The sequence below is a fragment of the Paraburkholderia polaris genome, from assembly GCF_012927345.1.
Lineage (GTDB): Bacteria > Pseudomonadota > Gammaproteobacteria > Burkholderiales > Burkholderiaceae > Paraburkholderia > Paraburkholderia polaris.
This window is the reverse complement of the sequence record NZ_JABBGJ010000025.1, coordinates 39,464-64,854: the sequence shown is the minus strand read 5'-3', so window position 1 is coordinate 64,854 and position 25,391 is coordinate 39,464. Positions and strand designations below refer to the sequence as shown.

Sequence of the window (25,391 nt, the reverse complement as noted above, 5' to 3'; positions counted from 1 at the left end):
AAAAAACTTAAAAATGTGAATTTTGTAGAATGTTTTACCAGATTTAACGGATCACAGCGACGTGTAATGCAACTTGCTGGGTCCTGTCAATCGTGGTTTGTTCGGTCGGATCGCGCTAGGAAAACGTTTGACTTGATGTCAAAATTTTACGATATTAGTAAAACGTTAGATTTTCCTTGCTCTCCCGTGGCTTGTGACCCCTCTCTTCCCGAATTTCAATGAATACAGCTATGCAAGCGCAATTTGATTTCAGCGACAAGGTGGTGGTAGTGACCGGCGCGAGCGGCGCAATCGGCATGGCCATCGCCCGGCGCTTTCATCAGGCGGGTGCGCATGTTGTTGCGACCGGTCGGCGTGAAGATGCGCTGTCGGCCCTGTCGGCCCAACTCGGCGAGCGCTGCGAGCTGGTTATCGGCGATCTGGCCGATGCCGCGCACCGGCACGACATTCTTGCCTGTGCGGGGCGCCTCGGCGGGGCGGACCTGCTGATCAACAACGCGGGCATGACGCAGACGAAAATGCCGACGGCCGAAGCGAGCCTTGAAGACTTCGATAGCATCGTCGGCGTCAATCTTCGGGCGACGTGGGCGTTGAGTCTCGATGTGATTCGCGACTGGATTGGCCGTGGACATCAGGGCGCGATCGTCAATGTGTCGTCGCCGGGTGCGCAGCGCGCGCATCGCAACAACGCGATCTACGACATGACGAAAGGCGGGGTGGACGCGCTGACGCGTTGCCTGGCGGCGGATTTTGGTAGTCACGGTATCCGGGTCAATGCAATCGCGCCCGCGCAGATTCCCCATTCACATGTGCGTGAGGTGAACCCGGCCGCGGCGCGTGGCTTGCCACTGCCGCGCCATGGCGATCCGGACGAAGCCGCGCTGCCTGTGTTGTTCCTCGCATCCGACGCCGCGTCGTTTATTACTGGGCATGTACTGCCGGTGGACGGTGGCCTGCTCGCCCAGCTCCGCACGCCGGCATGACGCGACGGTGTGACATGTGAGATGAGGCGGCAGGTGCTGGCTTCGCTATTCGTCAACACTACTAAAAATATCAGGAGACTTTCATGCAACGCAACCGGTTCAAGACGCAATTGCTGGCGCGTAAGCAGCAACTCGGCATCTGGAGCATGCTCGCGTCGAGCAATGTCGTAGAAGTTCTGACCCAGTCCGAATACGACTGGATTCTCCTTGACACCGAGCACGCGGCCAATGAGGTGCCGATGGTGCAGGAGCAGTTGCGCAGCGTCGCGCAATCGGACGTGTCCGCGGTCGTGCGTCCCAGCACGAACGACACCGTCCAGATCAAGCGCCTGCTCGACATCGGTGCGCAGACGTTGCTCGTGCCGATGGTCGACACGCCGGAGGACGCGCTTCGCGCGGCGGCGGCCGTGCGCTATCCGCCGGTGGGTATTCGCGGAGTGTCGTCAGCGACCCGTGCGAACCGCTATGGCCGTGACAGTGACTACCTGCAGCAGGCCAACGATGAGGTGTGCCTGCTCGTGCAACTGGAAACCGTCAAGGCGCTCGCGAATCTGGAGCGGATCGCCGAGGTGGACGGCGTCGACGCGCTCTTCATCGGGCCGTCCGATCTTGCGGCGGCGCTCGGTCATCTCGGCGATTTTCGGCATCCCGAAGTACAGGCCGCGATCCACGATGCGTTCGCGCGTGCGCAGCGGTGCGGCAAACCGATCGGCATCCTGATGCCGGACCCAGTGCTGTCGGCCGAGTATCTGCGCAGCGGCTTCGACTATGTTGCGCTGGCAACCGATATCGGCTTGCTGCGCAACGGCGCGCAAGCGGTGCTGAAACAGGCAGCGGTACAGAATTAACCGCCGCGCCGCGAATGAAAATGGAGAGAGACTTATGACAATCAAGGTAAAGGGCTTGCGCTGGTGGATGATCGGCCTGCTGACGCTGGGCACGATCACCAACTACCTCGCGCGCAGCTCGCTGAGCGTTGCCGCGCCCACAGTCATGGCGCACCTGCATATCGGCACCCAGCAATACGGTTGGATTACGGGTGCGTTCCTGGTCATGTACCCGATCGGGGCGCCGCTCACAGGCTATCTGATGGATCGCGTCGGGCTGCGGATGGGCTTTTTGATTTGCGGTGTTGCGTGGTCGTTCATCTGCATGGCGCACGGTTTTGCGAGCGGATGGGTGGGACTGTTTGTGATGCGCGGCATGCTCGGTCTTGTAGAAGCGTCGTTTATCCCTGGTGGTATGCGTGCGGCCGCCTACTGGTTTCCGTCGCACGAGCGCGGCACAGCGGCGGGTGTGTTCAATCTGGGTACCTCGACCGGCGCGATCCTTGCGCCGCCGTTGATCGCCTGGTCGATCCTGCACTATAGCTGGCAGGCCGCATTCATGATTGTTGGCGCTCTCGGTCTTGCCTGGTCGATGCTGTGGCTGGTGCTCTACCGGCATCCGAGCCGGCACCCGGCTTTGTCGAAGGAGGAGTCGGTGTATATCGGCGGCGGGGAGGAGTTGGCGTTGCGCTCGAGCGACGATCCCAAGCCGTCGCTGCTCGATATCCTGAAGGACCGGAATTTCTGGGGCATCGCCATGCCCCGCTTCTTCGCGGACCCGGTGTGGGGCACGCTGGTCTACTGGATGCCACTGTATCTCTATCAGGCGCGTGGCTTCAATCTGAAGGCGATCGCCCTGACTGCATGGCTGCCCTTCGTAGCCGCCGATCTTGGTTGCATGGTGGGCGGCCCGTTGTCGGCCTGGCTCAAGAGGCGCTTCGATACACCGATCGTCAATGGCAAGCGAATCGTGTTCACGATGGCAGCGGTGCTGATGATTGGGATGGCCGGCGTTGGGGTGGTGAGCAGCCCGGCGATGGCGATATTCCTGCTGTGCCTGGGCGGGTTTGCCCACCAGACGCTATCGATTACGGTGATCTCGATGTCGGCGGACCTGTTTCCGCGCCGTGAGGTCGGCACGGTCACGGGGCTCGCGGCGCTCGTCGCAGGGCTTGGCAATTTCACTTTCACGATGACGATGGGTTGGTTCGTGAGCCGGGTGGGGTACACGCCGTTCTTCGTTGCACTCGGCATTGGCGATCTGATCGGCGCCACGTTGTTGTGGACACTGGTCAAGCCAGCGCCCGCAGTCCAGCACCCGAATGCCGCGCCAGCGGTGAGCACCTGAAACGGCCGCCCAGCTATGGGATGCCGTCAGTTGATGGGCGCTGGCAGCACACACGGGCGGCAATGCCGTACTTAAAGAAGGACTTTGAGACGCCTCGTCCGTTCTGCCAGTTTGATCGAGCGTCAGATTGAAATCTGAGCTGGTCTTACCCTTTCTTTCCGGGCGCGCATGCTGCAGTGCGCATCCCGGTTTGAAGCGTTGTTGAAATATAAAAAATTGACGAATGGTTTGGAGACTCGATGTAACAAACATTCAGATCGATTGCGATGCCCAGTGGCATGCCGTCCGTCGCATGACCCGTCATTGAATATTTTCGAATCTAATAAGGAAGAAGTTATGAAGCTAAAGGCTATTGGGAGCCTTGGGTTATGCGCCGCCGGTATGATTTCGTCGAGCGCGATGGCTCAGTCAAGTGTCACCATGTATGGATTGATCGATACTGGTATTGGCTACGTCAGCAATCAAGGGGGGCATTCGAATCTATCGCTGGTGCAAGGCGTTAAAAATGGCGACCGATTCGGATTTACGGGAAGTGAAGATATCGGCGGCGGAACCCATGCGATTTTTACACTGGAAGGAGGCTTCAATAGCCTTACTGGGGCGCAAGGCGCAACCGGATATATGTTCAATCGTCAGGCATTCGTGGGCGTGACGAATGATACTTACGGAACCCTCACCTTAGGCCGTCAATATACGCCTTACTTTTTTACGGTTGGTGCATTATCAGGACTGGGCGGCGGTAGTACGCTAACTGGTTGGGCGGGCGCGCATCCTGGCGATATCGACGGCGAGGATACGGGACTTAGAATCAATAATTCTGTTCTGTATAAAACGCCCCTCGTAAAAGGTCTTCAGGCCAGCGCAATGTATGCGTTTGGTGGTGTCGCGGGAGACATAAACTCGGATAGTGTGTACGGTGCTGCCTTGCAGTATGGCAACGGCCCATTTGAAGGCGCTATCGGTTTCAATAAATTGAATAACAGCGGGAAAAATCTGGTGACAAGCCCAACGTTGGGTAATTTTGCCACCAGCGCGATTAACGGTGGGTATCTCACTGCAGAGAGCGTGCGGATCATCGGCGCTTCAGCTCGCTACACGGTCGGCAAGCTGATGGTTGGTGTCAGCGGATCCAATGTGGTTTATGCGCCAGGTCAATATTCACTGTTTGCGGACAAGGCTATATTCAATACCGCAGCTGTGTTCACCGCTTATAGAGCGAGCCCTGCGCTGACTCTGGGCGCGGGGTATGCTTATACGCATGCCAGCGAGTCAAACGGCGTTACAGATTCCGCCAGCTACAAGCAGATTACATTCGGGGAAATATACTCACTCTCGGTGCGTACGAGAGTTTATTTTCTCCAGGCCTATCAACGGGCTAGCGGGCAAACCTTGTATGCACCACCGACTTCCGGGGTGCCTTCAGCACCTGTAATTGAAAATGCGGTGGCGAGCATTGGTGACGGACAAAATAGCACTCCGTCATCGGGACGTAATCAGTTTACTTTTGTGGCTGCGATCCAGCATACGTTTTAATGTGTCGACATTGACGTAGCTCTGTAAAGCTTCGGAGCAAGGATCAATCACATTTTATTGTTGGTGCATTGATTCTTTCATTCCGAAGCTTTTCTGCAATAAGGTTTTCAGCGCGGCACATCATCCTTGTTCTTTATGCTTATTGAGAACCCCGCACATCGAGAGGACATCGATTTGTCATATCTTGCACGTTCAGATGATTTTAAATTCGAGCGGGCCTTCTCGTCGCTTGGCTGCGGGGAGAATGAGTTGCCGGAGGTCATGGCGATCGCGCAACGCCATGAAATACCCTGCGTAGAGTTGCGCACGCTGGGCGGAATGGTGGATTTGCCTGGCTACTTTGCAGCGCGTCATGCCGTGCCGGGAAAACTCGCGGATCTGATGGACTCGTCGTCCGTTCGAATTGTGAGCCTGGGCACCTCATTGCGTTTGATTGGCAATACGGCTGAAAGCCGTGAGGCATTTCTCCGGTATGTCCCTTGGGCGGAAGCCTGTGGCGCGTCGACCTTGCGAGTGTTTGACGGTGGAACCGGTGGCAACGCCGACGAAATCGAATCTGCACGGTCCACGTTGCAATGGTGGCAGGAACTGCGTGCCGACAACGGCTGGAAAGTCGATATCGCAATCGAGACCCACGACGCGTTTGCGATCGAAGAGAACCTCCTTCGTTTTCTGGACGGTAACGTGCAATGCCACGTGCTGTGGGATGCTCATCACACCTGGCGCAAGGGAGGTGCAGATCCTGTCCGCACCTGGGCCATCGTGCGCGATAACGTGCGGCATATCCACGTCAAGGATAGCGTCGCCAGTGCACAAAAGGCCGCCGGGTATGCGTATGTCCTTCCTGGGGAAGGCGAATTCCCAATGTCTGCTCTGCTTGCCGCGCTGTGCGCCGACGGATACGACGGGGTATTGAGCCTGGAATGGGAGCGGCATTGGCACCCTGAGTTGCCGCAGCTTGATGCTGCACTATCCGCTGCGCGGGAGCGATCGTGGTGGTAAGGCTGCTCCGCGCTCGCGATTGTCGTCCGTAGGCCACGGCGGCAGATCTTTATCTGCTGGTTCCTCCTCGGGGCGGGTTGGCGCGGCCTTCAGGCGTGCTGTCGGAGTGGGGTGCGCCAGCGCGGCGCGGCGTGGATTCGCGTACGACGAGGCGTGGTTCGAGCAGCGAGTATTCGCTGTCGCTTTTGCCGGCGAGCGCGTCGATCAGTTTGAGCATCGCCAGTTCGCCCATCCTTTCGCTTTGCAAATCGACCGTGGTGAGCGCGGGGGATGCGTATTCGCCGTAGGGCACGTTGTCGAAGCCGGCTATCGACACGTCCTGCGGCAGCGCGAAACCAAGCGCGCGCGCTTCCTTGATGAAGCCAAGCGCGATCAGATCGTTGTAGCAGATCACGGCATCGGGCCGCTGCGGCCCGAGCATGATGGCCGAGCAAGCGCGCTCGCCGGCCTGCGGCGACGGCGCAGCCGCGTCGTACACGGTTGCGGTCAATCCCTGTTCATCGAGGCAGGCCTGCACGCCGCGAATCCGCTCATCGTTCCAGCGCGACTGGCCGAAGCCGAGATAGGCGAACTGCCGATGACCCTGATTCACCAGATGGCGCGCAAGCATGTAGGCAGCCAGATAGCTGTCGGTGCCGACGCTCGGGATCGGGAAATTCGGGTTGCGGCCGAACAGCACCACGGGCTTGTGCAGCTCAAGCATCCACTGCACCGAATCATCGGGCATCCGGGAACTTACGATCATGCCGTCGACGCGTTGTGCGAGCGCTTCGATCAGCGGCCGCTCGCGCGCCTGGCTCTCTTCAGTGTCGACCAGCAGCAGCGTGTAGTCATTTTGCAGTGCGATCCGGTTCGCACCCTTCACGATGTTCGTGAAGTGCGGGTTGCGGATATCGAGGATCGCGAGGCCGATGGTGCGCGTCTCGCCGGTAATCATCGAGCGCGCCAGCGGATTCGAGCGATAGCCAAGTGATTCGATGGCGCTCTTGAGTTTGGCCTCGACCGGCGCAGAAAAGCGTTGCGAACCATTCGTGTACTTCGAGACGGTAGCGACGGAAACACCGGCGGCTGCCGCGACATCACGGATCGTAGGGGAGGTTTTCTTCATCTTCTTGAGGATAACGTTTTCCAATTATAGATGATCGTCTGGTGATGGGAAGAAGTTGTGGCGGGGCTAGAAACAGGAAAACGATTGACTGGCGGATTCTCGCCTATTATATTTGGAAAACGTTTTCTATTTCGATCCAGTGCACGGAAAAAACAACCAGACTGAGAACATGAACACGAACGACAGGAAGGGCGATCAAATGCAGCAATCCAAGCCGTTTCGCCGGCTGCTTCTGACCGGCGCGGCCGGTAACCTCGGGCGGCAGTTGCGCGCTGCGCTGCCCGCGTGGGCCGATACCGTGCGTGTCAGCGATATCGCGCCGCTTGGCGAGGTAGCCGAACATGAGGAAGCAGCGGTCGTCGACCTCGCGGATCGAGACGCCGTCCTCGCGTTGCTGGAAGGCGTGGACGCCGTGGTCCATTTGGGCGGCATTTCGGTCGAAGCGCCGTTCGACGACCTGCTCGAAAGCAACATCCGCGGCTTGTACAACCTGTATTCGGCGGCACAGAAACAGGGCGTGCGGCGCGTCGTCTACGCAAGTTCGAATCATGCGGTCGGTTTCCATCCGGTGACTTCGGTCCTCGATACCGATGCGCCACTTCGTCCAGACTGCCTGTACGGTGTGACCAAGTGCTTCGGCGAGGCGCTGTCCCGATACTATTTCGATCGCTTCGGTCTTGAGACCGTGTGCCTGCGGATCGGCTCCTCGTTCGAGCAGCCAAAGAATCCGCGCATGCTCGTCACGTATCTGAGTTATCGCGATCTCATCGAACTCGTGCGCTGTTCGCTGTTCACCAACCGGGTGGGTCACGCGATCGTCTACGGTGTGTCGGATAACCGGATCAAGTGGGTCGACAACACGAAGGCAGCATTCCTTGGCTTTCGTCCGCAGGATAGCTCGATGGAGTTCGAGCACCTCTTTGCGGTCAACGCGCCGACCAGCGATCTCAATGACCCGACGCAACGCTTTCAGGGTGGGCCGTTCGTGCTCGCGGGACCGATGGAGCCCAAGCGATGAATGTGGCCCGGCGCATGCGCACAGAGCAGGTTGAGGCGGATGGGGCGCTCAGGACGCCGTCAGCTCGCCGTCGACAACTGCTTGGCGGGGTAGCCATGATCCCGGCTATGTTGATGATGGCGGCGTTGCCTCGCGCAGTGCGCGCCCAGGGCGATGGCGTGAAGGGTAGGTTTGTGCTTTCGTCGGCGACGCGCGCGACACAAATACGGCAACGTGTTTCTTCGGACCTTGCACGCAAGCTACAGTCGGCGGCGGACGCAGGTTTGGCACGCGAGTTACATCCACGTGCAGTCGTCCACACACAGGGGTTGCTGCCGCACGAGCAGGACCGCGATGCGAGTGTGCTATCGCAGGAAGACTGGCGGCAGACGCTGATCCAGGCATTGGCCTGGTGTATCACAGGTAATCAGGCATACGAAGCAAAGGTCGCGGCGTATATCGATGTCTGGGTGGCAGGCTATTTGCCCTCGTTCAATCCGATCGACGAAGCCGATCTCGTCGATCTGCTCTTCGGCTTCGACTTCGTGCAGGAACGGTTATCCCCCTCGACCGTCGATAAGGCGAGGCAGCTTGGTCGCCAGATGGCGACTGGCTATCTGGGCACGAGACGCGTCGGCGATCCGAGCACCGGCCTCAACAACTGGCAAAGCCACCGCGTCAAACTGGCGACCGCCGGTGCTTATCTGTCGGGCGATCCCGCTCTGGTTGCCGCCGCACGCGAAGGCTTCCTGGCTCATGTGAGCGGCAACATTGGCACGGATGGTCGAACGTACGATTTCAACCAGCGCGACGCGATGCACTACGTCGTCTACGATCTCGAACCACTGATGATGGCTGCATCAATGGCGGCTGCACATGGGGACGACTGGTACGGCATGGCGTCGTCACAGGGCGGACTCGCCGCCGCGCTGCGTTGGCTCAAACCGTATGCTGCTGGCGACAACCCGCATGAGGAGTTCGTACATAGCACAGTGCGCTTCGATGCGCGGCGCGCAGCGGCACACGTCGAGGGCTACTCGGGCCTGTGGCAACGCAAGGAGGCGTCGAACCTGTACTGGATCGCCTCCCGCCTCGATCCTCAGTTCACACCCATGGCAAACGCGCTCAATGCGCAGCCGGTTGTCCGCGCGTTGTTTGCCTGAATGCGCTTTTGCATAACCTGGGCACATTCATTGTGATCGCCAACGCGAGCCGGCTGCTGCGAATGGACGAAGGTATCCATCTGCCCCAATCTATGCGGGAAGGCAACACATGAAGTTCACGCACCGAAACGAGCGGACCTTTCAACCGCGCTGAGTCCGACGTCTGTCTACTGGCGATCTGAGCGAGGGAGCAGTCGGCTAAAGTTCTTTGCGTAGGACGGCAGCCGGCCAAGAATCGTCATTCCGCCTGACTGCCAAAATCGGCGACAATCCTTCCCATGTTAACCGTACAAGGCGACGAGGATGCTGACGACCGTTGCTCTAACGCCTACCGACTTCAAGCGTTGGGCAGAACATTTAAACCGGCAGATCGCTGAATCGGGGCAAGGCGGACGGCCGTTTTTTTCGCCTATGGCAGCCGTTGACTTCGAATCGCCCGAGCGTCGTGCCCGCTTCGAAAATGGCCTATCAACTCCTTTACCTCAGCCAGCATGGATGAGGGCATGGGCGGTGGAAGGCCCCCATGCACGCTTCATCGCACATCTTGACCTGAACGGGTCCAGCATACCGTCAGAGAAACATCGCGCCACTCTCGGCATTGGCGTCGAGCAGGGTTTTTATCGCAGAGGCCTTGGGCGAAAGTTGATGCTAGAAGCCATAGAATTCGCTGTGCGTAATCACATCGAGTGGATCGACCTGTCTGTCTTTAGCGATAACCACGCTGCGATCGGACTTTATCGATCCCTGGGCTTTGACGAAGTTGGCCGACGTAATGACAGGTTTCGTATTTCCGGGCGCTCAGTTGACGACATCACCATGACCCTGCGGATCGAGGGCTAGGTAACGGACTGGCTTCGGCCATTTGCTGCCGCTCGCCCCTCTTACAAAGCCGTCATTCGAACTGACGGCAATGGCCGATGAAGGAGCGATTGTCTTTAATGATCGGATGGCCGGTTACGAGGCAGAATCCTGCCATCACGAGCGACGAAAGACGACGTCAACAGACCATGCTTGAATTGCTTGTCGACACAGCAGAGCAATATCAGCGAGAGCTCGAATGTGACCGTGAGCTATACCAGGTGATCGCGCTCGATGCGAAGGGCATCCCTCAAAGCCGCATCACCGCGAGCCGTGCAGCGCGGCTTCTCGCAGAGGCATCGCAAATAGCGACGACGTAAACACCGGCAGCCACGAAGCCCAGCCCGACCAAACAAACGTCAGCCAAATCCGCTACAAACGAAGAAGACGCGGACCCACAGCCAGCTCCCGTGCAACATTAACCACCGAGACGGCGGACGGCTTCAGTTCGCCGACTGCCGTCCAATGCTCAACCGCCCGAAAGCGGGCGGCTCTTCCATCAGCGGACAGTGCAAAGATACGGGTTAAGACCGAAGCAGGAATAGGCTTACTGTCCCACGATTGGCGCAACGTCGCCGGCATGCGCGGCGTCTGCGGTGCCGTGATGTGCCGTGTCCGCCGTCGAACCCGTTTGCCCCTGCTCACGCGAAAGGCTCAGTCGGAACTGCTTGCAGCCCAGCCACAACAGCCCGACAGCAAGCAGCGTGGCGACAAGATTGACGATCGACATCGAGTCGCCAACGGCTTTCGGCGAACCGAACACCTTGTCGGTCAGTAACGCGACCAGCGTCGTGCCGATTCCAAGTGCGATGAGATTGGAGACCAGCAGAAACACCGCTGAAATCTGCGCACGCATCTGGTTCGGCGCGAGCGTCTGCATCGCGGCGGTCGAAGTGGGCATCGGGAACGACGCGAAGAACATCGCAACGACCAGCAGCGCAAGCGACACGTTCAGACTATCGACCTGTGTGAAAGCAACGGCCGGCACCAGCATTCCAACCGCGCCGATGAAACCCGCGAGCATCGGGCCGTCCGTGCGGCCTTTCTTCATGAGCCAGTCGTTGAGCCACCCGCCGCAGAACACACCAATGGTGTTCGCGACCAGCAGGATCGTGCCGAGCGTGTAACCGGCTTCAGCCGGCGTGAGCCCGAAGTGGCGGATATAGAACGCGGGCGTCCAGCTCATCAGGCAGAACAGCGTCATCGCATAGAACGAGAAGCCGAGGTAGTGGCAAGTGAACGTCTTGCCATGCTTGCCGATGAAGCGCAGCGAGTCGCCCATCGATACGCGCTTTGCCTGGCCGGCGCCATCCCGCACGAGTCCTCGACGCGCCGGATCGCGCACGGTGAGGATAAACAGCAAAGCAACGAGAAAGCCCGGCAATCCGACGATAAAGAACGTGAGTTGCCACGAACGCACGTCGCCGAGAAGCGGCACGCTGACCGTCGTCATCTGTTTGAGCAGATGGATCACGTATCCTCCGATCAGGAATGCCATTCCACCTCCGATGAATGAGCCCAGCGAATACACGCCCACCGCGCGTCCCAGTTTTTCCTTCGGAAAATAATCGCTCAACATCGAATACGTTCCGGGCGACAGCGCGGCTTCGCCCACGCCGACACTCATGCGGGCGAAGAACATGTGGATGAAGTTCTGGCTGACGCCGCAGGCCGCGGTGGCCAAGCTCCATAACGCAATGCCTGTCGCGATGATGCGGGGGCGGGCGAAGCGGTCGGCGAGATAGGCGAGCGGCATGCCCATCACCGCATAGAAGAGTGAAAACGCGAAGCCTTGCAGCAGGCTGAACTGCGTGTCGCTCAGATGCAGATCCTTCTTGATCGGCTCGATCATCAGCGCGAGAACCTGCCGGTCGACAAAGGAAAACACATACGCAAGCATGCAGATCAGGACCACGTACCACTCGTACGTATAGCGCCTGCGCGCAGGGTTATTGCTTGTTGATACGGCCATGCCGATTCTCCTGTGCCTGATATTCGACGAAGTTGCGATGAGGTTGCAATGAGGTTGCGAAGCAGCGTATGTAAACAAATTTCCGAAACATATACGCAAGGCCTGCGCACACACGCAGAGATTCCCCTGGGGCGCTAAAGTTTTCCCCAGGAGGCGGCCGGAAAGGCTTGTCCTATAAGGCGCAAGAGGCCGTTGTACGGTGCGCGGCGCACCTCATTCGCGCTGTCTATAAGTGTTATATGTGTGCATTCATCGACGCTCGAAATTGGTGTTCCTAGACTCGCTTCGTTTTCCGCTCCATCAAACGAAAGCCTTTGGAGAAGGCGGAAAACACGAGCGTCGCGACGGCAAATCCGCGCGGCAGATAGAACCAGACTTTCGCCGGGACTAAGGGAATGACCAAACGGATGTGGTGCGTGTCGCTGCTGAGCCTCGCAGCGGCACCCGCGCTTGCGCAATCGAGCGTGACTTTGTACGGACGGGTCGACACGTCGATCGAATACGCGAATTTCGGCCCTAACCACGTGGTGCGGATGGGCAGCGGCGATATCTTCGCGACGCAATTCGGCTTGAAGGGCAGTGAAGATATCGGTGGCGGCTATCGCGCAATCTTCAAGCTCGAAAACGGCTTCAATTCGGCTAACGGCACGCTCGGCAACAACGGCGCGCTGTTCGGACGCGAAGCGTGGGTCGGACTGTCGGGTCCCTTTGGCGCGATGCAGGCCGGCGTCAATTACACGGTGCTGCATACGTCGTTCGTGACCTACAGCTTGCCGGGAGACGGCGCCGGCCTAGCATGGGGCAATGCGGCGAATAACTTCGTCGGGCCTGCTTTTTTGCGCGTGAACAACTCGATACGCTATTCCTCTCCCCGTATGGGTGGTTTGCTGGTGCGGGCTATCGCGGCGCGCGGAGCGAATGGTGCATCGAACGTGCCTTCGACGCTGGGCGATACATATGGCGCGTCGGTTAACTACGTGAACGGCAATCTGTCGATCGACGCCGACTACATGCAGCAGACCTTCAGTCCGGCGAGCGCGGCGGCACTGAACGCGAACAGTCCGACGGCCGCCGGCAATTACGCGCTTGGGGCAATCTCGTACGATTTCGGCTTCGTCAAACCGGCTTTCATCTATCTACGGCATCGCGGGGGGCCGGACGTCGCGACAAGCGTGAACGCCGCCAGTTCGAATCCGCACAACGATCTGTTCGAACTCGACGCGACCGTGCCGGTGGGCCGTTCGCTGGTGTTGCTGAGCTACGGCCATTACCGGAAAGTGGCCGACAGCGAAGGCTATGCAGATTCGTTCGGCGTGCGTTGCGACTATCCGCTTTCGAAGCGCACCGTGCTCTATACGGGCGCAGCGATGATCCGCAACGGCGCGCACGCGAACTTCACGGTCAACGGCGCGGCGGGTGGCGGGGTGTCGGTGGCGAAGGCTGGCGCGACCGCAAGCTCGGTCGTGGCCGGCATCATGACGGCCTTCTAGGCGGCCGGTCACCTGACCCGCCGCTGAACCGGCGGGTCCCTCCTGACGCGTTCAGGCGCTACGTACGCCTTCCGGATTGAGATCGAGCGGCGCGCTGAGCCAGCTGTCGAAAGGCTCGCGGGCGCCGATCCGGAACAGCTCCATGAGCACACCGCGCAGCCATCGGTGGCCGGGATCAGCATCGAAACGGCGATGCCAGTACGCGTTCACGGGCCACGTGAGCGCATCTTCGAGCTCGAACACGGCCGATTCACCGAGCGTGGAGAACGCGCGCGCAACGGTGCGCGGCAGAATCAGCGCGTAATCGCAGCGGCTCAGGATGGCCGGCACCACCATGAAGTTCGGCACGGCAATCCGCACGCGCGAGGTGATCGCATAGCGTTCGAGCAGTTCGATCGATTGCGGGTGCGAAGTGACCGCGATGAAATGCAGTCCCGCGGGCACGTTTGCATTCAGCGTATAACCTTCCCGCAGTTCGAGCTGCTCCGCCACGCGCCGCGCCATCAGCAGCACATAACGCTCCTGCAGCAGCTCGCTATGGTGAAAGTGGCTCGACGCATGCGGGAAATGCCCGAGCGCAAAGTCGATACGACCCGATTCGAGCGCGACGTTGAACTGGCTGTCGTCGATCCGATGGGTTTCGATCACCACACCGGGCGCTCGCGTATCGAGTTCGCGCATCAGCGTCGGCAGAAACGCGGCTTCGGCGAAGTCGCTCATATGCAGGCGGAACACGCGGCGCGACGTGGCGGCGCGGAACTGCGCCCCTTCATCGAGCATGTCCTGGAGTATGTCCAGCACGCGATCGATTGAAATCGCGAGGCGCTGCGCACGCGGCGTCGCTTCGACACCGCCGGGCGTACGCACGAACAGCGCGTCGCGAAACACGAGCCGCAGGCGGGCAAGCGCATGGCTCACGGAAGGCTGCGTGATCCCCAGCCGCAACGCCGCGCGGCCGACGTTTTTCTCGATGTACACCGCGTGAAACGCCTTCAGCAGGTTCAGATCGAGGTCTCGCACGCGCGGGGTATCGGCGGTCTCCGTGAAGGGCAACGGGTCATGTTCGTGCGGAACGGACTCGGCAGAATTGGCGGAATCGGTCTGCATGGGAGTCAGTTGCGCACCATGCGCTTCGCGGTGGCCGATGGCAGGCAGCCGAAGCGCCGCGCGTACGCCTTGGCGAAATGCCCAAAGCTGTGCACGCCGTGCTCGATGAAAATATCGGTCACCGACCGTTCAGACTGCGTCTGTAGAGCGCGGTGCACGGCCTCGAGCCGCCGTTCGCGGATATAGCCCCCGGGCGACGTGTTGAGGAACTGGCTGAAGCCGTTCTGTAGCGTGCGCGTCGAAACACCCGCGGCGCGCGCCAAGGCGTCCATCCGCAGCGGCTCGTCGAGGTGGGCGTCGATATAGTCGCGCGCGCGGCGCACGTGGACCGGCAGTGGCGACGAGGAGGCACGGGCCAGCGTCGCGCTGTACGAATGCGGCAACTGGCTGAGCAGAACGGTCATCAGCCACTGCGTGAGATCGCGGCCGAAGATCCGTTCCTGCGCGGGCTCGTCGAACTGGTCGCACAGATTGCACAGGTAGGGCAGGGTCGACAAAAAAACCGTGGTGCCCGTGTGTGCATTGTCGAAAGCGAGATCGAACATGAGCGGTTGTTTGACGCTGTCGTTCAACATCTCGGCAAGCTTGACCTCGAGCGCCTGGCGGTCGATGCGCAATAGCAGGTTGCGGCATTCGCGGTCCGTGACGATGCGGCTCATGCGTGCGGGCGATGACACGCTCAGGCTCCCGGCCCGCAGCGAAACGCGTTCGCCACCGGATTCCAGCGCGCATTGGCCGCTTAGTGTGGTGCGAAACAGGTAGTGATTGCCGATGTCGCCGGCATCGATGCGGGTTTCGCTGCCGTAGTGGAGTTCGAGGAGCATCGCCTGATGGAGCGCGACACCGTATAGCTCGGCGTTGAGCGGGCCGCGGTGTGCGACTTCCATCCGGTGCGGGCACAGCACCTGTGACACTTCCCGCTCGATATCCTCGCGGGCGTGCGATGCGATCAAACGGTTACGGTTTCTGCGTGAAATCGCGATTTCCATTCATGGGCCTCGAAGCGGGGAGCGGGCAGCGCGCTCATCATGCGATGGCCATTTTTTTCGCGCAAGAACGGATCGACCCGGATAGCGCGATTGTTCATCAGGCGCGCGACGGCGCTTTCATTGAGTTGCCGGATTTGAATGCGGCTTGCGCGCTGTGAAGCGTCTTTGTGCCTGCGACCCCGTAGTCTGACGATCATCGAACAAGGAGAAGTGTGATGAATGTCAGCGTACTGGGCGGGGGCCATGGCTGCTATGCGGCCGTGATCGACATGCTGGAAAAAGGCCATAACGTGACGTGGTGGCGCCGCGATACGGTCGCCGCGGCTCGGCTGCGCGAACTCGGCGCGCTCAAGATCAAGGACTTTCGCGGCGAGCGGCGGGTGCCGATCGGCACGCAGCCGGGCGCGATCCGTCTCGCCGACGACCTCGTAGAAGCAGTGGAGGGCGCACGGCTTATCGTGATCCCGCTGCCTTCAACGACGCACGAAGCGCTGGCGGCGCAACTGGCACCATTTCTCGCGGACCATCAGGTGGTGTTTCTGCCGCCCGGCACGTTCGGCAGCTATGTGTTCGCGAAGGCGATGCACGAGGTGGGCAACGCGCACGAGGTGGCTTTCGCGGAGACCGGCACGTTGCCGTACCTTGCACGAAAACATGGCGAAGACAATGTGGTGGTGAGCGCGTACGCCACGCGCCTGCCGAGCGGTGTCTTTCCCGCACGGTTTGCGACGTGGGCGGTTCCGGTGCTGCAGGCGGCTTATCCATCGGTCGAACCGATCGAGGATGCGTTGAGCGGCGCCCTGATGAACGCGGGACCGGTGATCCATCCGCCATTGATCATGATGAACGCCGGGCCGCTCGAGCACTTTGATGCCTGGGACATCCACAACGAAGGCACGCAACCGTCGATCCGCCGCGTGACGAGTGTGCTCGACGCCGAGCGTATGGCGGTACGCGAGGCCCTCGGCTACGGCGCGCCGCATTTTCCGCTCGCCGACCACTACGCGAGCGAAGGCGACGAGTGGATGTACGGCCGCGGCGCGCACGGCAAGCTGACCGATAGCGGCGACTGGCGCGAGGACATCGATCTGAAGACGCACCGCTATATGCTCGAAGATACGCGGCTCGGGTTGTCGTTTCTTGTTTCGGCGGGACGCTGGGCCGGGGTGCCGACGCCGGTCGCCGAAGGTCTGCTGAATCTGGCGAGCGCCGTATCGGAGCGCGACCTGTACGGCGAAGGCCGCACGTTCGAGCGACTGGGCCTCGCGTCGCTTTCGCGCGCGGCGATGACAGCCTTGCTCGAACGGGGTTTCGACCAATGAGCGCCGCTGTCGAGATCCAGCACGTTCATATCCTCGGTGCGGGGCGGATGGGGCAAGGCATCGCGCTTGCCTTCGCTTATGCGGGCTTGCGCGTGACGCTGATCGACTTCAAGGAGCGCGACCCGGCCGCCCGCAGCGCCTTTGCGGCTGCCGCGCGTGGCGAGATCGTGAGGCAGTTGCAGACGCGGGTGGTGTTCGGCCGCATCACCGAGGCGCAGGCAGCGGAGACGATGGCGCGCATCGTCATCGTGGATCGTGAGCGCGCGCGGGAAGGGCTTGCCGAAGGCGAGATCGTCTTCGAGGCCGTGCCCGAAGTGATGGAGGCCAAGCAGACCGCGTTCGCCTGGCTATGTGAGCACGCCGGGGCAAACGTGTTGTTTGCATCGACTACTTCGACGTTTCTGGTGACCGAGCTTCAGCAGGTGGTCGTGCATCCTGGGCGGCTTCTCAACGCGCACTGGCTCAACCCGGCTCACCTGATGCCGCTCGTCGAGGTCAGTCGTAGCGATGCCACGGCGAAAGAGACCGTTGAGCGCATTGTCGCCTTGCTGCGCCGGGTCGGCAAAGTGCCGGTGGTGTGCGCGCCGTCGGCGGGATACATCGTGCCACGCATCCAGGCGCTGGCGATGAACGAGGCCGCGCGCATGGTCGAGGAGGGCGTTGCCAGCGCGGAAGACATCGATACGGCTATCCGTACCGGTTTCGGTTTGCGGTTTTCCGTGCTGGGTCTGCTCGAATTTATCGACTGGGGCGGCTGCGACATTCTCTACTATGCGTCGCACTATCTGGCGCGGGCGATCGATCCACGCTTCCTGCCCGCCGCGATCGTCATCGACAACATGCAAGAAGGCCGCGATGGCCTGCGCGATGCGCGTGGCTTTTACGATTACGCGGATGTCGATGTGCCGGCGTATCTGCACAAACGGCTCGGTGAATTCAGCCGGTTGCTCGACAGCACGGGACTCGCGCCAGTATTTAATGCCGCGTTGAAAAGCTGAACGGAGTCTGCGAACAACGCGGTTACGGTATTGGCCGGTACGATCACCACGCCAGCCAAGCGCTTCAGAACTTATGTTTTATCCCGACCCCGATCGCCCATGGGGAATAACCGGCCTGCACGTCGTCGTTAGCGAATACGCCGACACCAACGATGCCATTCTGATTGTTGTGATAGTAGATCGCGTCGGCAAATAACGTGGTTCGCAGCGACAAGTGATACGAGTAATTCAGCGAATAGCTTTGCGTCACGCGATCGCCCTGTTGACTGACGTGTGCAGTGCCGATGTTGACATCGGATTGGCCGAGTGGAATACCCACATTCACCTGCCACGACGACGCGAACCAATTGTCGTCGGTACGATGCGCGTAGATGTAATTTGCGCCGATCTCGATGTCGTGCCACGTCTTATACGACGCGCTGACCAGTTCAGTTTTCCAGCTCGACGAGTTCGAGGTCTTGCTATTTGCGTAATAGCCGTAGTTATTAAAAGCCACGTTGAATCTGAATGGCCCGACCGCGTATCGCACGCGCGTGCCGAACTCCTGCCCGGCGCGCGACTGGAATCCGGATACGTTGGAGAAACCATACGCGACGTCGGCGCTCAGGCCGTGGAAATGCGGCGTCGAATAATAGAGCGCATTTGAAAAATAATCGGTGTAGGTATCGTAACCGAGTACCGTATCGTATTGAAGCTTGATGGCCGCAAGACTGGAGTCGCTAAAGTCGAGGTTGCGGTCGGAGTCGACGTAGGCCCAATAGTCAGGCTTGTGCATGCGGCCCATTTCGATGCGGCCGAACTCCGGGTTGTACAAGCCGACGTAGGAACCCTTACTCCATTCCACGCCGTTCGAGGGACCTTTACCGCTCAGGAGCTTGAATCCGTTCTCGAGAAAGAAGAAGGCCGTCGTGCCGCCGCCCAGCGATTCGGTGCCGCGCAGACCCCAATACGAGGTGCCGTTCCACATTTCGCTGTTCTTGACACCGGCATCCGAATTCCCATACATGAAGCCCGTTTCCACCTTGCCGTAGAGCAGCAGAGACGATATGTCGGGCACCGCTTTGGAGGTATTGTTAAAGCTTCCCGTGTCGGCATCCTTCGCGGTGGTGGGCGCGTGCGGATCGAAATCGCTGGTTGAGTCTGCTGCGAGTGCGGCCTGCGTGAGCAGGCTGACGGCGCCTGCGACGAGCAGGCATCCGGCTGTCTTCTTCATTGTCGATGTCTCCAGTTATCGTTGTTGATTCTTGTGGTGATGCACCTGCTGAGACCTGCGAATTACTGCCTGGACTTACTGATGTGCTACGCAATCCGGTGCAAGGGATTGTTCGACGAGCCGCGAAAAATCCTGCAACCGGCAGGCGTTGCCATGGGCCGGATCCTCGCAACCGGGGAGCGAAAGAGACATGCGCCTGGGCGGGGCGGCAAGAGACAGCGCCGTCTGATCGCGCAACTGTTCCAGCGACTGATAGACGAGTTCGACGGTGACATAGTCGGTTGCGCTGACCGGATCGCGCCATCGTGAAAAGACGAGCGCACCACCGGGCGGGGTGTTGTCAGGCTGGTCGGGCAGTGTCCAGTCGAGCCGCAGCATGCCGGCAAGATTCGCCAGATTCGTGTCGTGCGCGCCGAGCACGTAAACCCGGTTGCCGGCCGGCGCATGCGTGCCGCTTGGCGCTTGCTCGAGTGCAGCCTTGACGTCAGCCAGCAGCGGTGTTCCCTTTCGCTGCGCTAAATAGGGCGTTTTCGCCATCAGATCGAACTGCGCGTTGTGCGCCTGAAGGAGCCGTTGCCAGTCCGCCGTGGTGGTTATGCGTCCCCATGCGACCTGATCAGCGGGGAGGCCCTGCGCATATTCGAGCAGGAACACTTCGGATACCGTGGAAGCGATGCCGAGCGGGCCATCGAGCCGCATGTGACGACCGCTGTCGTCGATGCGAACCTGGTTCGGCAGCGCCTCGAAGCGGCATTGGTCCGGCTGAGGCGCTTGCGAGCAGGACGGACTGGAGCGGAACTGGAGCACGTCGCTCGTCCGCGCGAGCGTCGCGGCATAGGTGCTGGTCAGGCTCGCGAGGCCGCCGGCGCCGAGCCGTGCGTCGATCGCGCGGCGCGCCTGTTGCGGGTCGAGCGGACACACACCGGATTCGGTCGAATGAAACACGGGGTCATCTTTGTCGAGCGCAGTCTGGTGGGCCGCTGCGAGGCCACACCCCGGCGCGATGCCGCGCAGCAGGGCGTCACCCGTCAGCCGGGTGCGCTGATCGACGTCCGCCCATGCATACGCCTGACCAGGTGTGGGGCAGGTACCTGCCGGCAGCACGTGCTGTTCGCGCAGCCAGTCACCGTAGTAGCGGCCCATCTGCTCGACCAGTGCCGCTCCGCGCTCCGTCAATTGGCCCGGTTGCACGGGCCATGTTGGCCATGCTTGCGGCGATAACTGCTGTAAAGGCGGCTTGGTTCGCGTTGGCGAGCGCACGCCATGACGGCTTACGATGACCACGGATTCCAATTGCCAATGCTGCGTGGTCGAAACGTTGGCAGGCAACGCGTGGCCGGCCAGCGAAGGCGCGGCACAACCCGCCACGCACAGGATGGCTGCGAGCGAGAGGGCCAGGGCGGAACGTGAAATGGATGCGGGCGCGGTTCGGTCGTTGCCGGGCCGCGGATTCGGATGGCGACGATGAGGGGGGCCCTCGCAGCGATTCGCCGGATCGACTCGATCGGCGATCGCTATCTGTTTAAGCATGGTTTCCTCGGAGCCCGCGATTGCACTCGTGTGCAATCGCGGGCAAAAGAAATCGGTTAGAAAGCGACGGTCATGCCGAGCATGAAGACCAACTGGTTGCCGGTGGACGAAGGTGTCGAGTTTTGCGAGTCGCCGACTAGCGCAGCGCTATTGATGATCTGTGCACTGCCTTTCGCGCCGAGTGTTTTGCCGCCTGCATGGGTGTAGGCTTCGAGCGCATACAAGGTGGTGCGTTTGGACAGGCTATACGCCTCTTTGAGCGACACCTCCGAATAGCGCGCGGCCGAGATAATGCCGTTGGCCTGCGAAGCGACCGTGTAGGAGTAACCGCCTGCCACCGAGAAAGCCGGCGTGAAACGATAGAACGCGAGGGCGCTGTAGGTGTTGAACATCGCCGTGTCGCGGAAGATGGACTGCTTGCCCGGCGCATAACGGACGTTCGCGTAATTCAGCCCGAACGTCAGGTTGCCGAACGAGTAATTGCCGGCGATCGCCACGTGCTGGATGCTGCGCGCCGACACGTAACCGGCGTTGACGGCTGAGGTGGCAATATTGGCACTCGACGCGCTGTCGAATCCGCTCGTGAGTTCGGTGTTGTACATCTTCAGGTAGCCTGCGGCGACGCCCAGTGGACCGTTCACGTAACGCAGCGCGGCGCTGACCGACTGGCCGCGTTCGAGGCTGCCCGCCACGCCACCCACGCCGTACAACGCGCTCGCGGTGAACCCGGCGATGGTCGGCGACACATAGGAAACGGAGTTGTTGATCCGGAAACTGCTGTCGAGGCCGTTGATATCGCCGGGCTGCGCGCCGGTTGCGCCGGTCAGCCAGTTGCTGCTCGCATAGGGGCCGAGGAACAGATAGTAGGGCGTGTACTGGCGGCCCAATGTCACGGTGCCGGCGCGGTCGCTTTGCAGTCCGACGAACGCCTGGCGGTTGAACAGCAAACCGGCCGACGAGTTCGCGCCGGTGTTCAGATCGAACCCGGCTTCAAGTTGGAAGATCGCCTTCAGTCCGCTGCCCAGATCCTCGACGCCGCGAAAGCCGAACTTCGAGGTGGACAGATTGCCGGCGCGCAGATAGGTGCGCGACGACCCCTGCGAGTTGTTGACATAGGCGAGGGCATCATCAGCGATGCCGTAGAGCGTGACGCTGCTTTGCGCGCACGCGAGTTGTGCCGCGAGCAGCGAGCAACCCGGAACCAGCCAGCGTAAAGCCGTAGTGAGGTTGCGGGATCGTTTCGTTGACATACATGTCTCCTGTTTTTTCTGGTGGTGGATCAGGGCGCTCGCCAGCCAGGCTTTGGCAAAGCAAGGCGAGCATGAAGCGCTCTCTGCGCACAGCATTTGCACACGAGTGCAATACTGCAGCAATTGTTGCGGGCTTTCAACCTGTCAGCCGATGAAATCGTGTGGGCATTTACCCGCATGTTGGGCACCGCATGAAGGTATGCGTGCCCTACGTGCCATGCAGGGCATGCTCGGGTGCGCCGCGTGTCATGCGGCGTCGGTGCTCGCCAGCAGGCCTCGCAGGCAAACTGCGCAGCAACCGGCAACGTCATCACCAAGGTCTGCTAATCGATCGCGAGCGTGGTCGTCAAATCGCCCAATGGGGCATGCCCGTTTCTCTCGAATGCCTTGTCACGCGCAGCGATCCCGTCTAGCGGCGCGAGGCCGTGGACCCGCGAAATGAAACGAAGGATCGAGTTCGTATCGCTGATCGTGTGGTCAACGTAACCCTTCTTTGCCAGCGGTGAAATGACCAGCGCGGGAATGCGTGACCCCGGTCCCCAGCGATCTCCCTCCGGCGGCGGCACATGATCCCACCAGCCGCCGTTCTCGTCGTGCGTCATGATGATGACGGTGTGCTCCCATTGCGGACCATTGCGAATGTGTTCGATCACGTTGGCAATGTGGCGATCGCCCGACTCGATATCGGCATACCCGGCATGCATGTTCAGATTGCCCTGCGGCTTGTAGAACGCGACGGCGGGGAGCCGGCCGGTGTCGATGTCGGCGATGAAGTGGTTGGTGGAGGCATCGTCGCCCAATCCGGCGTCGCGGATGTGGATTCGGCGCGCTTTGGTGCCGGGCGCGTAACGCGCGAAAAAGTTGAACGGCTGATGGTGATACTGAAAGTCCGGGATCGTGCCACTCTCGCGACGATCGAGCGCATACTGCCACGCGCCGCTGTACCACGCCCAATCGATGTGTTTGTCCGACAGACGATCGCCGATCGTCGGATAGTGCTGCGGCGGCAATACGCGCGGATTGGCGGGATCGGCGTGAGTCGGATCGCCGCCTTCCGCGGGACGCACGTTGCTCGGCTGATAGGGTGGGGCCATCGTGTTGACCGCATAGCCGTCGGCTGTGAACAGTCCGTCGCGTTCGAATCTGGGCGCCCCCGTCAGTGCGGACGATGGACAGTCCGCGGCAAGCTTCAGGCGCGTGCCGGTGGGATCGCTGCCTTCGACGACCGACACCAGATGTTTCGCCGGGCTGTTGTTTACGTCGGGATAGAAGGGCGCCTGCGCCGAAATCAGGAAGATGTGATTGAGCCATGAGCCGCCGAACGCGGACATGAAGAAGTTGTCACACAGCGTGTATTGCTGCGCCAGATTCCACAGACGCAGTGTTGCGGCCGAATTGCGGTAGTAGCCCATGACCAGACCGCCGGAATCAGCCCACGCGGCAAACTGATTGTTGCGGCCCGCGGCGATCTGCATCTGATTCTGATAGAAGCGGTGCCACAGATCGCGCGTGATTACGCTATTGGGAAGTGGCGCGCCGCTCGCATCGGGGATGCGGAAGGGCCGGTTCGGCAGGCCATCGATTGCGCTTTCGCCGATCATGTAGCGCGTGCCGTTGATGTCCTGCGCTTGCGGCACGAGGCCACCCCAAATCTTCGGCAACCGCGGCAACGGTGTCTTGCCGTCGCGGTCGAGTTGTTCGTAGCGAACCGTCGGCACGGCGTCGAGCGGAAACAGCACGCCCGGGAAGTTGCCATACAGATTCGAGAAGCTGCGGTTTTCCGCATAGATCACGACGATGTGCTTGACGTTCGCGCGCAACGCGGCATCGAGCCGGAGATCGGCGGCGCTGCGCGGCTTGCTGGCGGCATCGTTCGCCTGCTCCGGCGTATGGCAGCCTGCGAGGGCGAATCCTGCACTGATCGCCGCGAGGCCGGCGAGGATCCGGCGCCGTTCGGGATTGTCGAGGCCGTCCCGATTGTCGGAAGCATCGGGCTGTGCGGCCGGGGTGTTCTCATCCATTGAAATGTCTCCTGCCTGGTGAGATCGGGCGATATTGTTCGCCCTGAATCGCTCGTTGTGCTTCAGCCGCTGAGCCGGCCCCAACGGGCGGGTTCAGCAGAGGCGTCGCGTCTGCTTACGCTATACGTTTGCCATCAGTTCGCGACGGGCATCGTGAATTCGGCGCCCTTGGCGATGCTCGACGGCCAGCGCTGCATGACGCTCTTGTAGCGGGTGTAGAAACGCACACCTTCTTCACCGTACGCATGATGGTCGCCGAACAGCGAGCGCTTCCAGCCGCCGAACGAGTGCCATGCCATCGGCACCGGCAGCGGCACGTTGATGCCTACCATGCCGACCTTGACGCTGCGCGCGAAGGCGCGGGCAGTGCCGCCGTCCGATGTGTACAACGCCACGCCGTTGGCGAATTCGTGAGCGTTGACCAACTCGACCGCGCTGGCGAAATCCGGCACGCGCACGATCGCGAGAACCGGACCGAAGATTTCCTCGCGATAGATCGTCATATCCGGCGTGACGTGATCGAACAGCGTTGCGCCGACGAAGTAGCCTTGCCTGTCGCAGCTCGCATGCTGGCGGCCGTCCACCATGAGTTGTGCGCCCTCCTCGACGCCTCGTGCGATATAGCTGGTGACCTTGTCGCGATGCGCGGCAGTGACGAGCGGACCCATCTCGATGCCATCGTCAAGGCCGCTGCCGACTCGCAATGTCGCGATGCGTTTCTGCAGCTCTTCGACCAGCACATCGCCCATCGAGCCCACCGCGACAGCGACGGAGATCGCCATGCAGCGTTCACCCGCCGAACCGAAGGCGGCGCCCATCAGTGCGTCCGCGACCTGGGCGGGCGACGCGTCCGGCATCGCGATCAGATGATTTTTCGCGCCGCCGAGGGCCTGCACGCGTTTGCCGCAGCGTGTCCCTTCGCTGTAGATGTACTCCGCGATCGGCGTGGAGCCGACGAAGGAAAGCGCCTGCACGTCCGGATGCGCGAGCAGGGCGTCGACGGCGGTCTTGTCGCCGTGCACGACATTGAACACGCCAGCCGGCAGACCGGCTTCGGCGAACCAGTCGGCGAGCAGGACCGAGGCCGATGGATCGCGCTCGGAAGGCTTCAGTACGAACGTGTTGCCGCAGGCGAGCGCGACGGGGAACATCCACATCGGCACCATGGCCGGGAAGTTGAATGGCGTGATGCCGGCCACCACGCCGAGCGGCTGGCGCATCGACCAGTTGTCGATGCCGCCGCCGATCTGATCGGTGAACTGGCCTTTGAGCAGGTGGGGCGCACCGCAGGCGAATTCGATCACTTCTATACCGCGGGCAACTTCGCCCAGCGCGTCGTCGAAAGTCTTGCCGTGTTCCAGTGTGATGGCGCGTGCCAGTTCAGCGCGATTGGCTTCGACGAGCTGACGGAAGCGGTTGAGAACGCGCGCGCGCTTGAGCGGCGGCGTCTCCGACCATTCCGGGAAAGCCGCCTGGGCGGCCGCGACCGCGCGATCGACCATGGCTGCGTCGGCAAGCGGCACTGTGCCGCTTTGAAGGCCGGTGGCAGGGTTGAAGAGCGGCGCGCTGCGGGCACCGTCGCCGGCAACACGCTCGCCGCCGATGTGATGCGGAATCGGTTGCGCGGCGATACCGTTGCGGGAGGGGACTGACATGAAAATCCTTAGGTGACGTTCAATG

21 protein-coding genes and 1 pseudogene are annotated in these 25,391 nt (G+C 60.9%); 13 read left to right on the top strand and 9 right to left on the bottom strand.

All coding sequences use genetic code 11. From position 1 onward, the window contains the following. Positions 1-230: 230 nt before the first annotated feature. From HHL24_RS23090 to HHL24_RS23070, 5 genes are all read left to right on the top strand, one after another. Positions 231-983: an SDR family NAD(P)-dependent oxidoreductase gene (locus HHL24_RS23090; protein ID WP_169487686.1), complete on the top strand. Its 753-nt coding sequence runs from the start codon at positions 231-233 to the stop codon at positions 981-983. An 83-nt stretch (positions 984-1,066) separates the two neighbouring features. Next, a complete protein-coding gene (locus tag HHL24_RS23085) occupies positions 1,067-1,831 on the top strand; it encodes an HpcH/HpaI aldolase family protein (RefSeq protein WP_169487685.1) in 765 nt (254 codons plus the stop codon). Between the two features lie 34 nt (positions 1,832-1,865). Then, positions 1,866-3,158: an MFS transporter gene (locus tag HHL24_RS23080; RefSeq protein ID WP_169487684.1), complete on the top strand. Its 1,293-nt coding sequence runs from the start codon at positions 1,866-1,868 to the stop codon at positions 3,156-3,158. Between the two features lie 303 nt (positions 3,159-3,461). After that, complete coding sequence (locus HHL24_RS23075) at positions 3,462-4,691, top strand: porin (protein ID WP_230417540.1); 1,230 nt, start codon at positions 3,462-3,464, stop codon at positions 4,689-4,691. Between the two features lie 174 nt (positions 4,692-4,865). Further along, on the top strand, positions 4,866-5,693 hold the full coding sequence (locus HHL24_RS23070) for a sugar phosphate isomerase/epimerase family protein (protein WP_206002981.1): 828 nt from the start codon (positions 4,866-4,868) through the stop codon (positions 5,691-5,693). 49 nt (positions 5,694-5,742) lie between these two features. Here HHL24_RS23070 and HHL24_RS23065 read toward each other — a convergent pair whose 3' ends face one another. After that, entirely contained in the window at positions 5,743-6,801 is a 1,059-nt protein-coding gene (locus tag HHL24_RS23065) for a LacI family DNA-binding transcriptional regulator (RefSeq protein ID WP_169487753.1), read from the bottom strand. Positions 6,802-6,970: 169 nt separating this feature from the next. Between HHL24_RS23065 and HHL24_RS23060 the strand changes: the two genes are divergently transcribed. The 4 genes and pseudogenes from HHL24_RS23060 to HHL24_RS23045 form a co-directional block, all read left to right on the top strand. Then, complete coding sequence (locus HHL24_RS23060) at positions 6,971-7,819, top strand: NAD-dependent epimerase/dehydratase family protein (protein WP_169487683.1); 849 nt, start codon at positions 6,971-6,973, stop codon at positions 7,817-7,819. A gap of 263 nt (positions 7,820-8,082) precedes the next feature. Further along, complete coding sequence (locus tag HHL24_RS23055) at positions 8,083-8,961, top strand: alginate lyase family protein (protein ID WP_169487682.1); 879 nt, start codon at positions 8,083-8,085, stop codon at positions 8,959-8,961. A 303-nt stretch (positions 8,962-9,264) separates the two neighbouring features. Further along, positions 9,265-9,801: a GNAT family N-acetyltransferase gene (locus HHL24_RS23050; protein WP_169487681.1), complete on the top strand. Its 537-nt coding sequence runs from the start codon at positions 9,265-9,267 to the stop codon at positions 9,799-9,801. 125 nt (positions 9,802-9,926) lie between these two features. Beyond that, positions 9,927-10,139 (top strand): annotated as a pseudogene (locus tag HHL24_RS23045) (hypothetical protein); the annotation flags it as partial. Positions 10,140-10,366: 227 nt separating this feature from the next. Here HHL24_RS23045 and HHL24_RS23040 read toward each other — a convergent pair. Continuing rightward, complete coding sequence (locus HHL24_RS23040) at positions 10,367-11,791, bottom strand: spinster family MFS transporter (protein ID WP_169487680.1); 1,425 nt, start codon at positions 11,789-11,791, stop codon at positions 10,367-10,369. Between the two features lie 395 nt (positions 11,792-12,186). Between HHL24_RS23040 and HHL24_RS23035 the strand changes: the two genes are divergently transcribed. After that, on the top strand, positions 12,187-13,281 hold the full coding sequence (locus HHL24_RS23035; protein WP_169487679.1) for a porin: 1,095 nt from the start codon (positions 12,187-12,189) through the stop codon (positions 13,279-13,281). Between the two features lie 51 nt (positions 13,282-13,332). On the opposite strand, the gene HHL24_RS23030 is transcribed toward HHL24_RS23035, so the two are convergent. Both HHL24_RS23030 and HHL24_RS23025 read right to left on the bottom strand, forming a co-directional pair. Next, entirely contained in the window at positions 13,333-14,388 is a 1,056-nt protein-coding gene (locus HHL24_RS23030; protein ID WP_169487678.1) for a LysR family transcriptional regulator, read from the bottom strand. Between the two features lie 5 nt (positions 14,389-14,393). Beyond that, on the bottom strand, positions 14,394-15,377 hold the full coding sequence (locus HHL24_RS23025; RefSeq protein ID WP_169487677.1) for an AraC family transcriptional regulator: 984 nt from the start codon (positions 15,375-15,377) through the stop codon (positions 14,394-14,396). A 2-nt stretch (positions 15,378-15,379) separates the two neighbouring features. Between HHL24_RS23025 and HHL24_RS23020 the strand changes: the two genes are divergently transcribed. The 3 genes from HHL24_RS23020 to HHL24_RS23010 are packed head-to-tail and all read left to right on the top strand — an operon-like array spanning position 15,380 to position 17,697. Then, positions 15,380-15,535, top strand: coding sequence for a hypothetical protein (locus tag HHL24_RS23020; protein ID WP_169487676.1), 156 nt, complete (start codon positions 15,380-15,382; stop codon positions 15,533-15,535). A 57-nt stretch (positions 15,536-15,592) separates the two neighbouring features. Then, on the top strand, positions 15,593-16,699 hold the full coding sequence (locus HHL24_RS23015; RefSeq protein ID WP_169487675.1) for an NAD/NADP-dependent octopine/nopaline dehydrogenase family protein: 1,107 nt from the start codon (positions 15,593-15,595) through the stop codon (positions 16,697-16,699). Continuing rightward, positions 16,696-17,697, top strand: a complete 1,002-nt coding sequence (locus HHL24_RS23010; RefSeq protein WP_169487674.1) for a 3-hydroxybutyryl-CoA dehydrogenase — start codon at positions 16,696-16,698, stop codon at positions 17,695-17,697. The genes HHL24_RS23015 and HHL24_RS23010 overlap by 4 nt, the downstream gene beginning before the upstream one ends. Before the next feature lie 64 nt (positions 17,698-17,761). On the opposite strand, the gene HHL24_RS23005 is transcribed toward HHL24_RS23010, so the two are convergent. From HHL24_RS23005 to HHL24_RS22985, 5 genes are all read right to left on the bottom strand, one after another. Further along, positions 17,762-18,910: a porin gene (locus HHL24_RS23005; protein WP_169487673.1), complete on the bottom strand. Its 1,149-nt coding sequence runs from the start codon at positions 18,908-18,910 to the stop codon at positions 17,762-17,764. Positions 18,911-18,985: 75 nt separating this feature from the next. Further along, entirely contained in the window at positions 18,986-20,440 is a 1,455-nt protein-coding gene (locus HHL24_RS23000) for a histidine-type phosphatase (RefSeq protein ID WP_169487672.1), read from the bottom strand. 56 nt (positions 20,441-20,496) lie between these two features. Beyond that, positions 20,497-21,690 (bottom strand): porin, encoded by a 1,194-nt coding sequence (locus tag HHL24_RS22995; RefSeq protein ID WP_169487671.1) that lies wholly within the window; start codon positions 21,688-21,690, stop codon positions 20,497-20,499. Between the two features lie 323 nt (positions 21,691-22,013). After that, on the bottom strand, positions 22,014-23,711 hold the full coding sequence (locus tag HHL24_RS22990; RefSeq protein ID WP_169487670.1) for an acid phosphatase: 1,698 nt from the start codon (positions 23,709-23,711) through the stop codon (positions 22,014-22,016). Between the two features lie 134 nt (positions 23,712-23,845). After that, on the bottom strand, positions 23,846-25,366 hold the full coding sequence (locus tag HHL24_RS22985; RefSeq protein ID WP_169487669.1) for a CoA-acylating methylmalonate-semialdehyde dehydrogenase: 1,521 nt from the start codon (positions 25,364-25,366) through the stop codon (positions 23,846-23,848). Between the last annotated feature and the right edge of the window lie 25 nt (positions 25,367-25,391).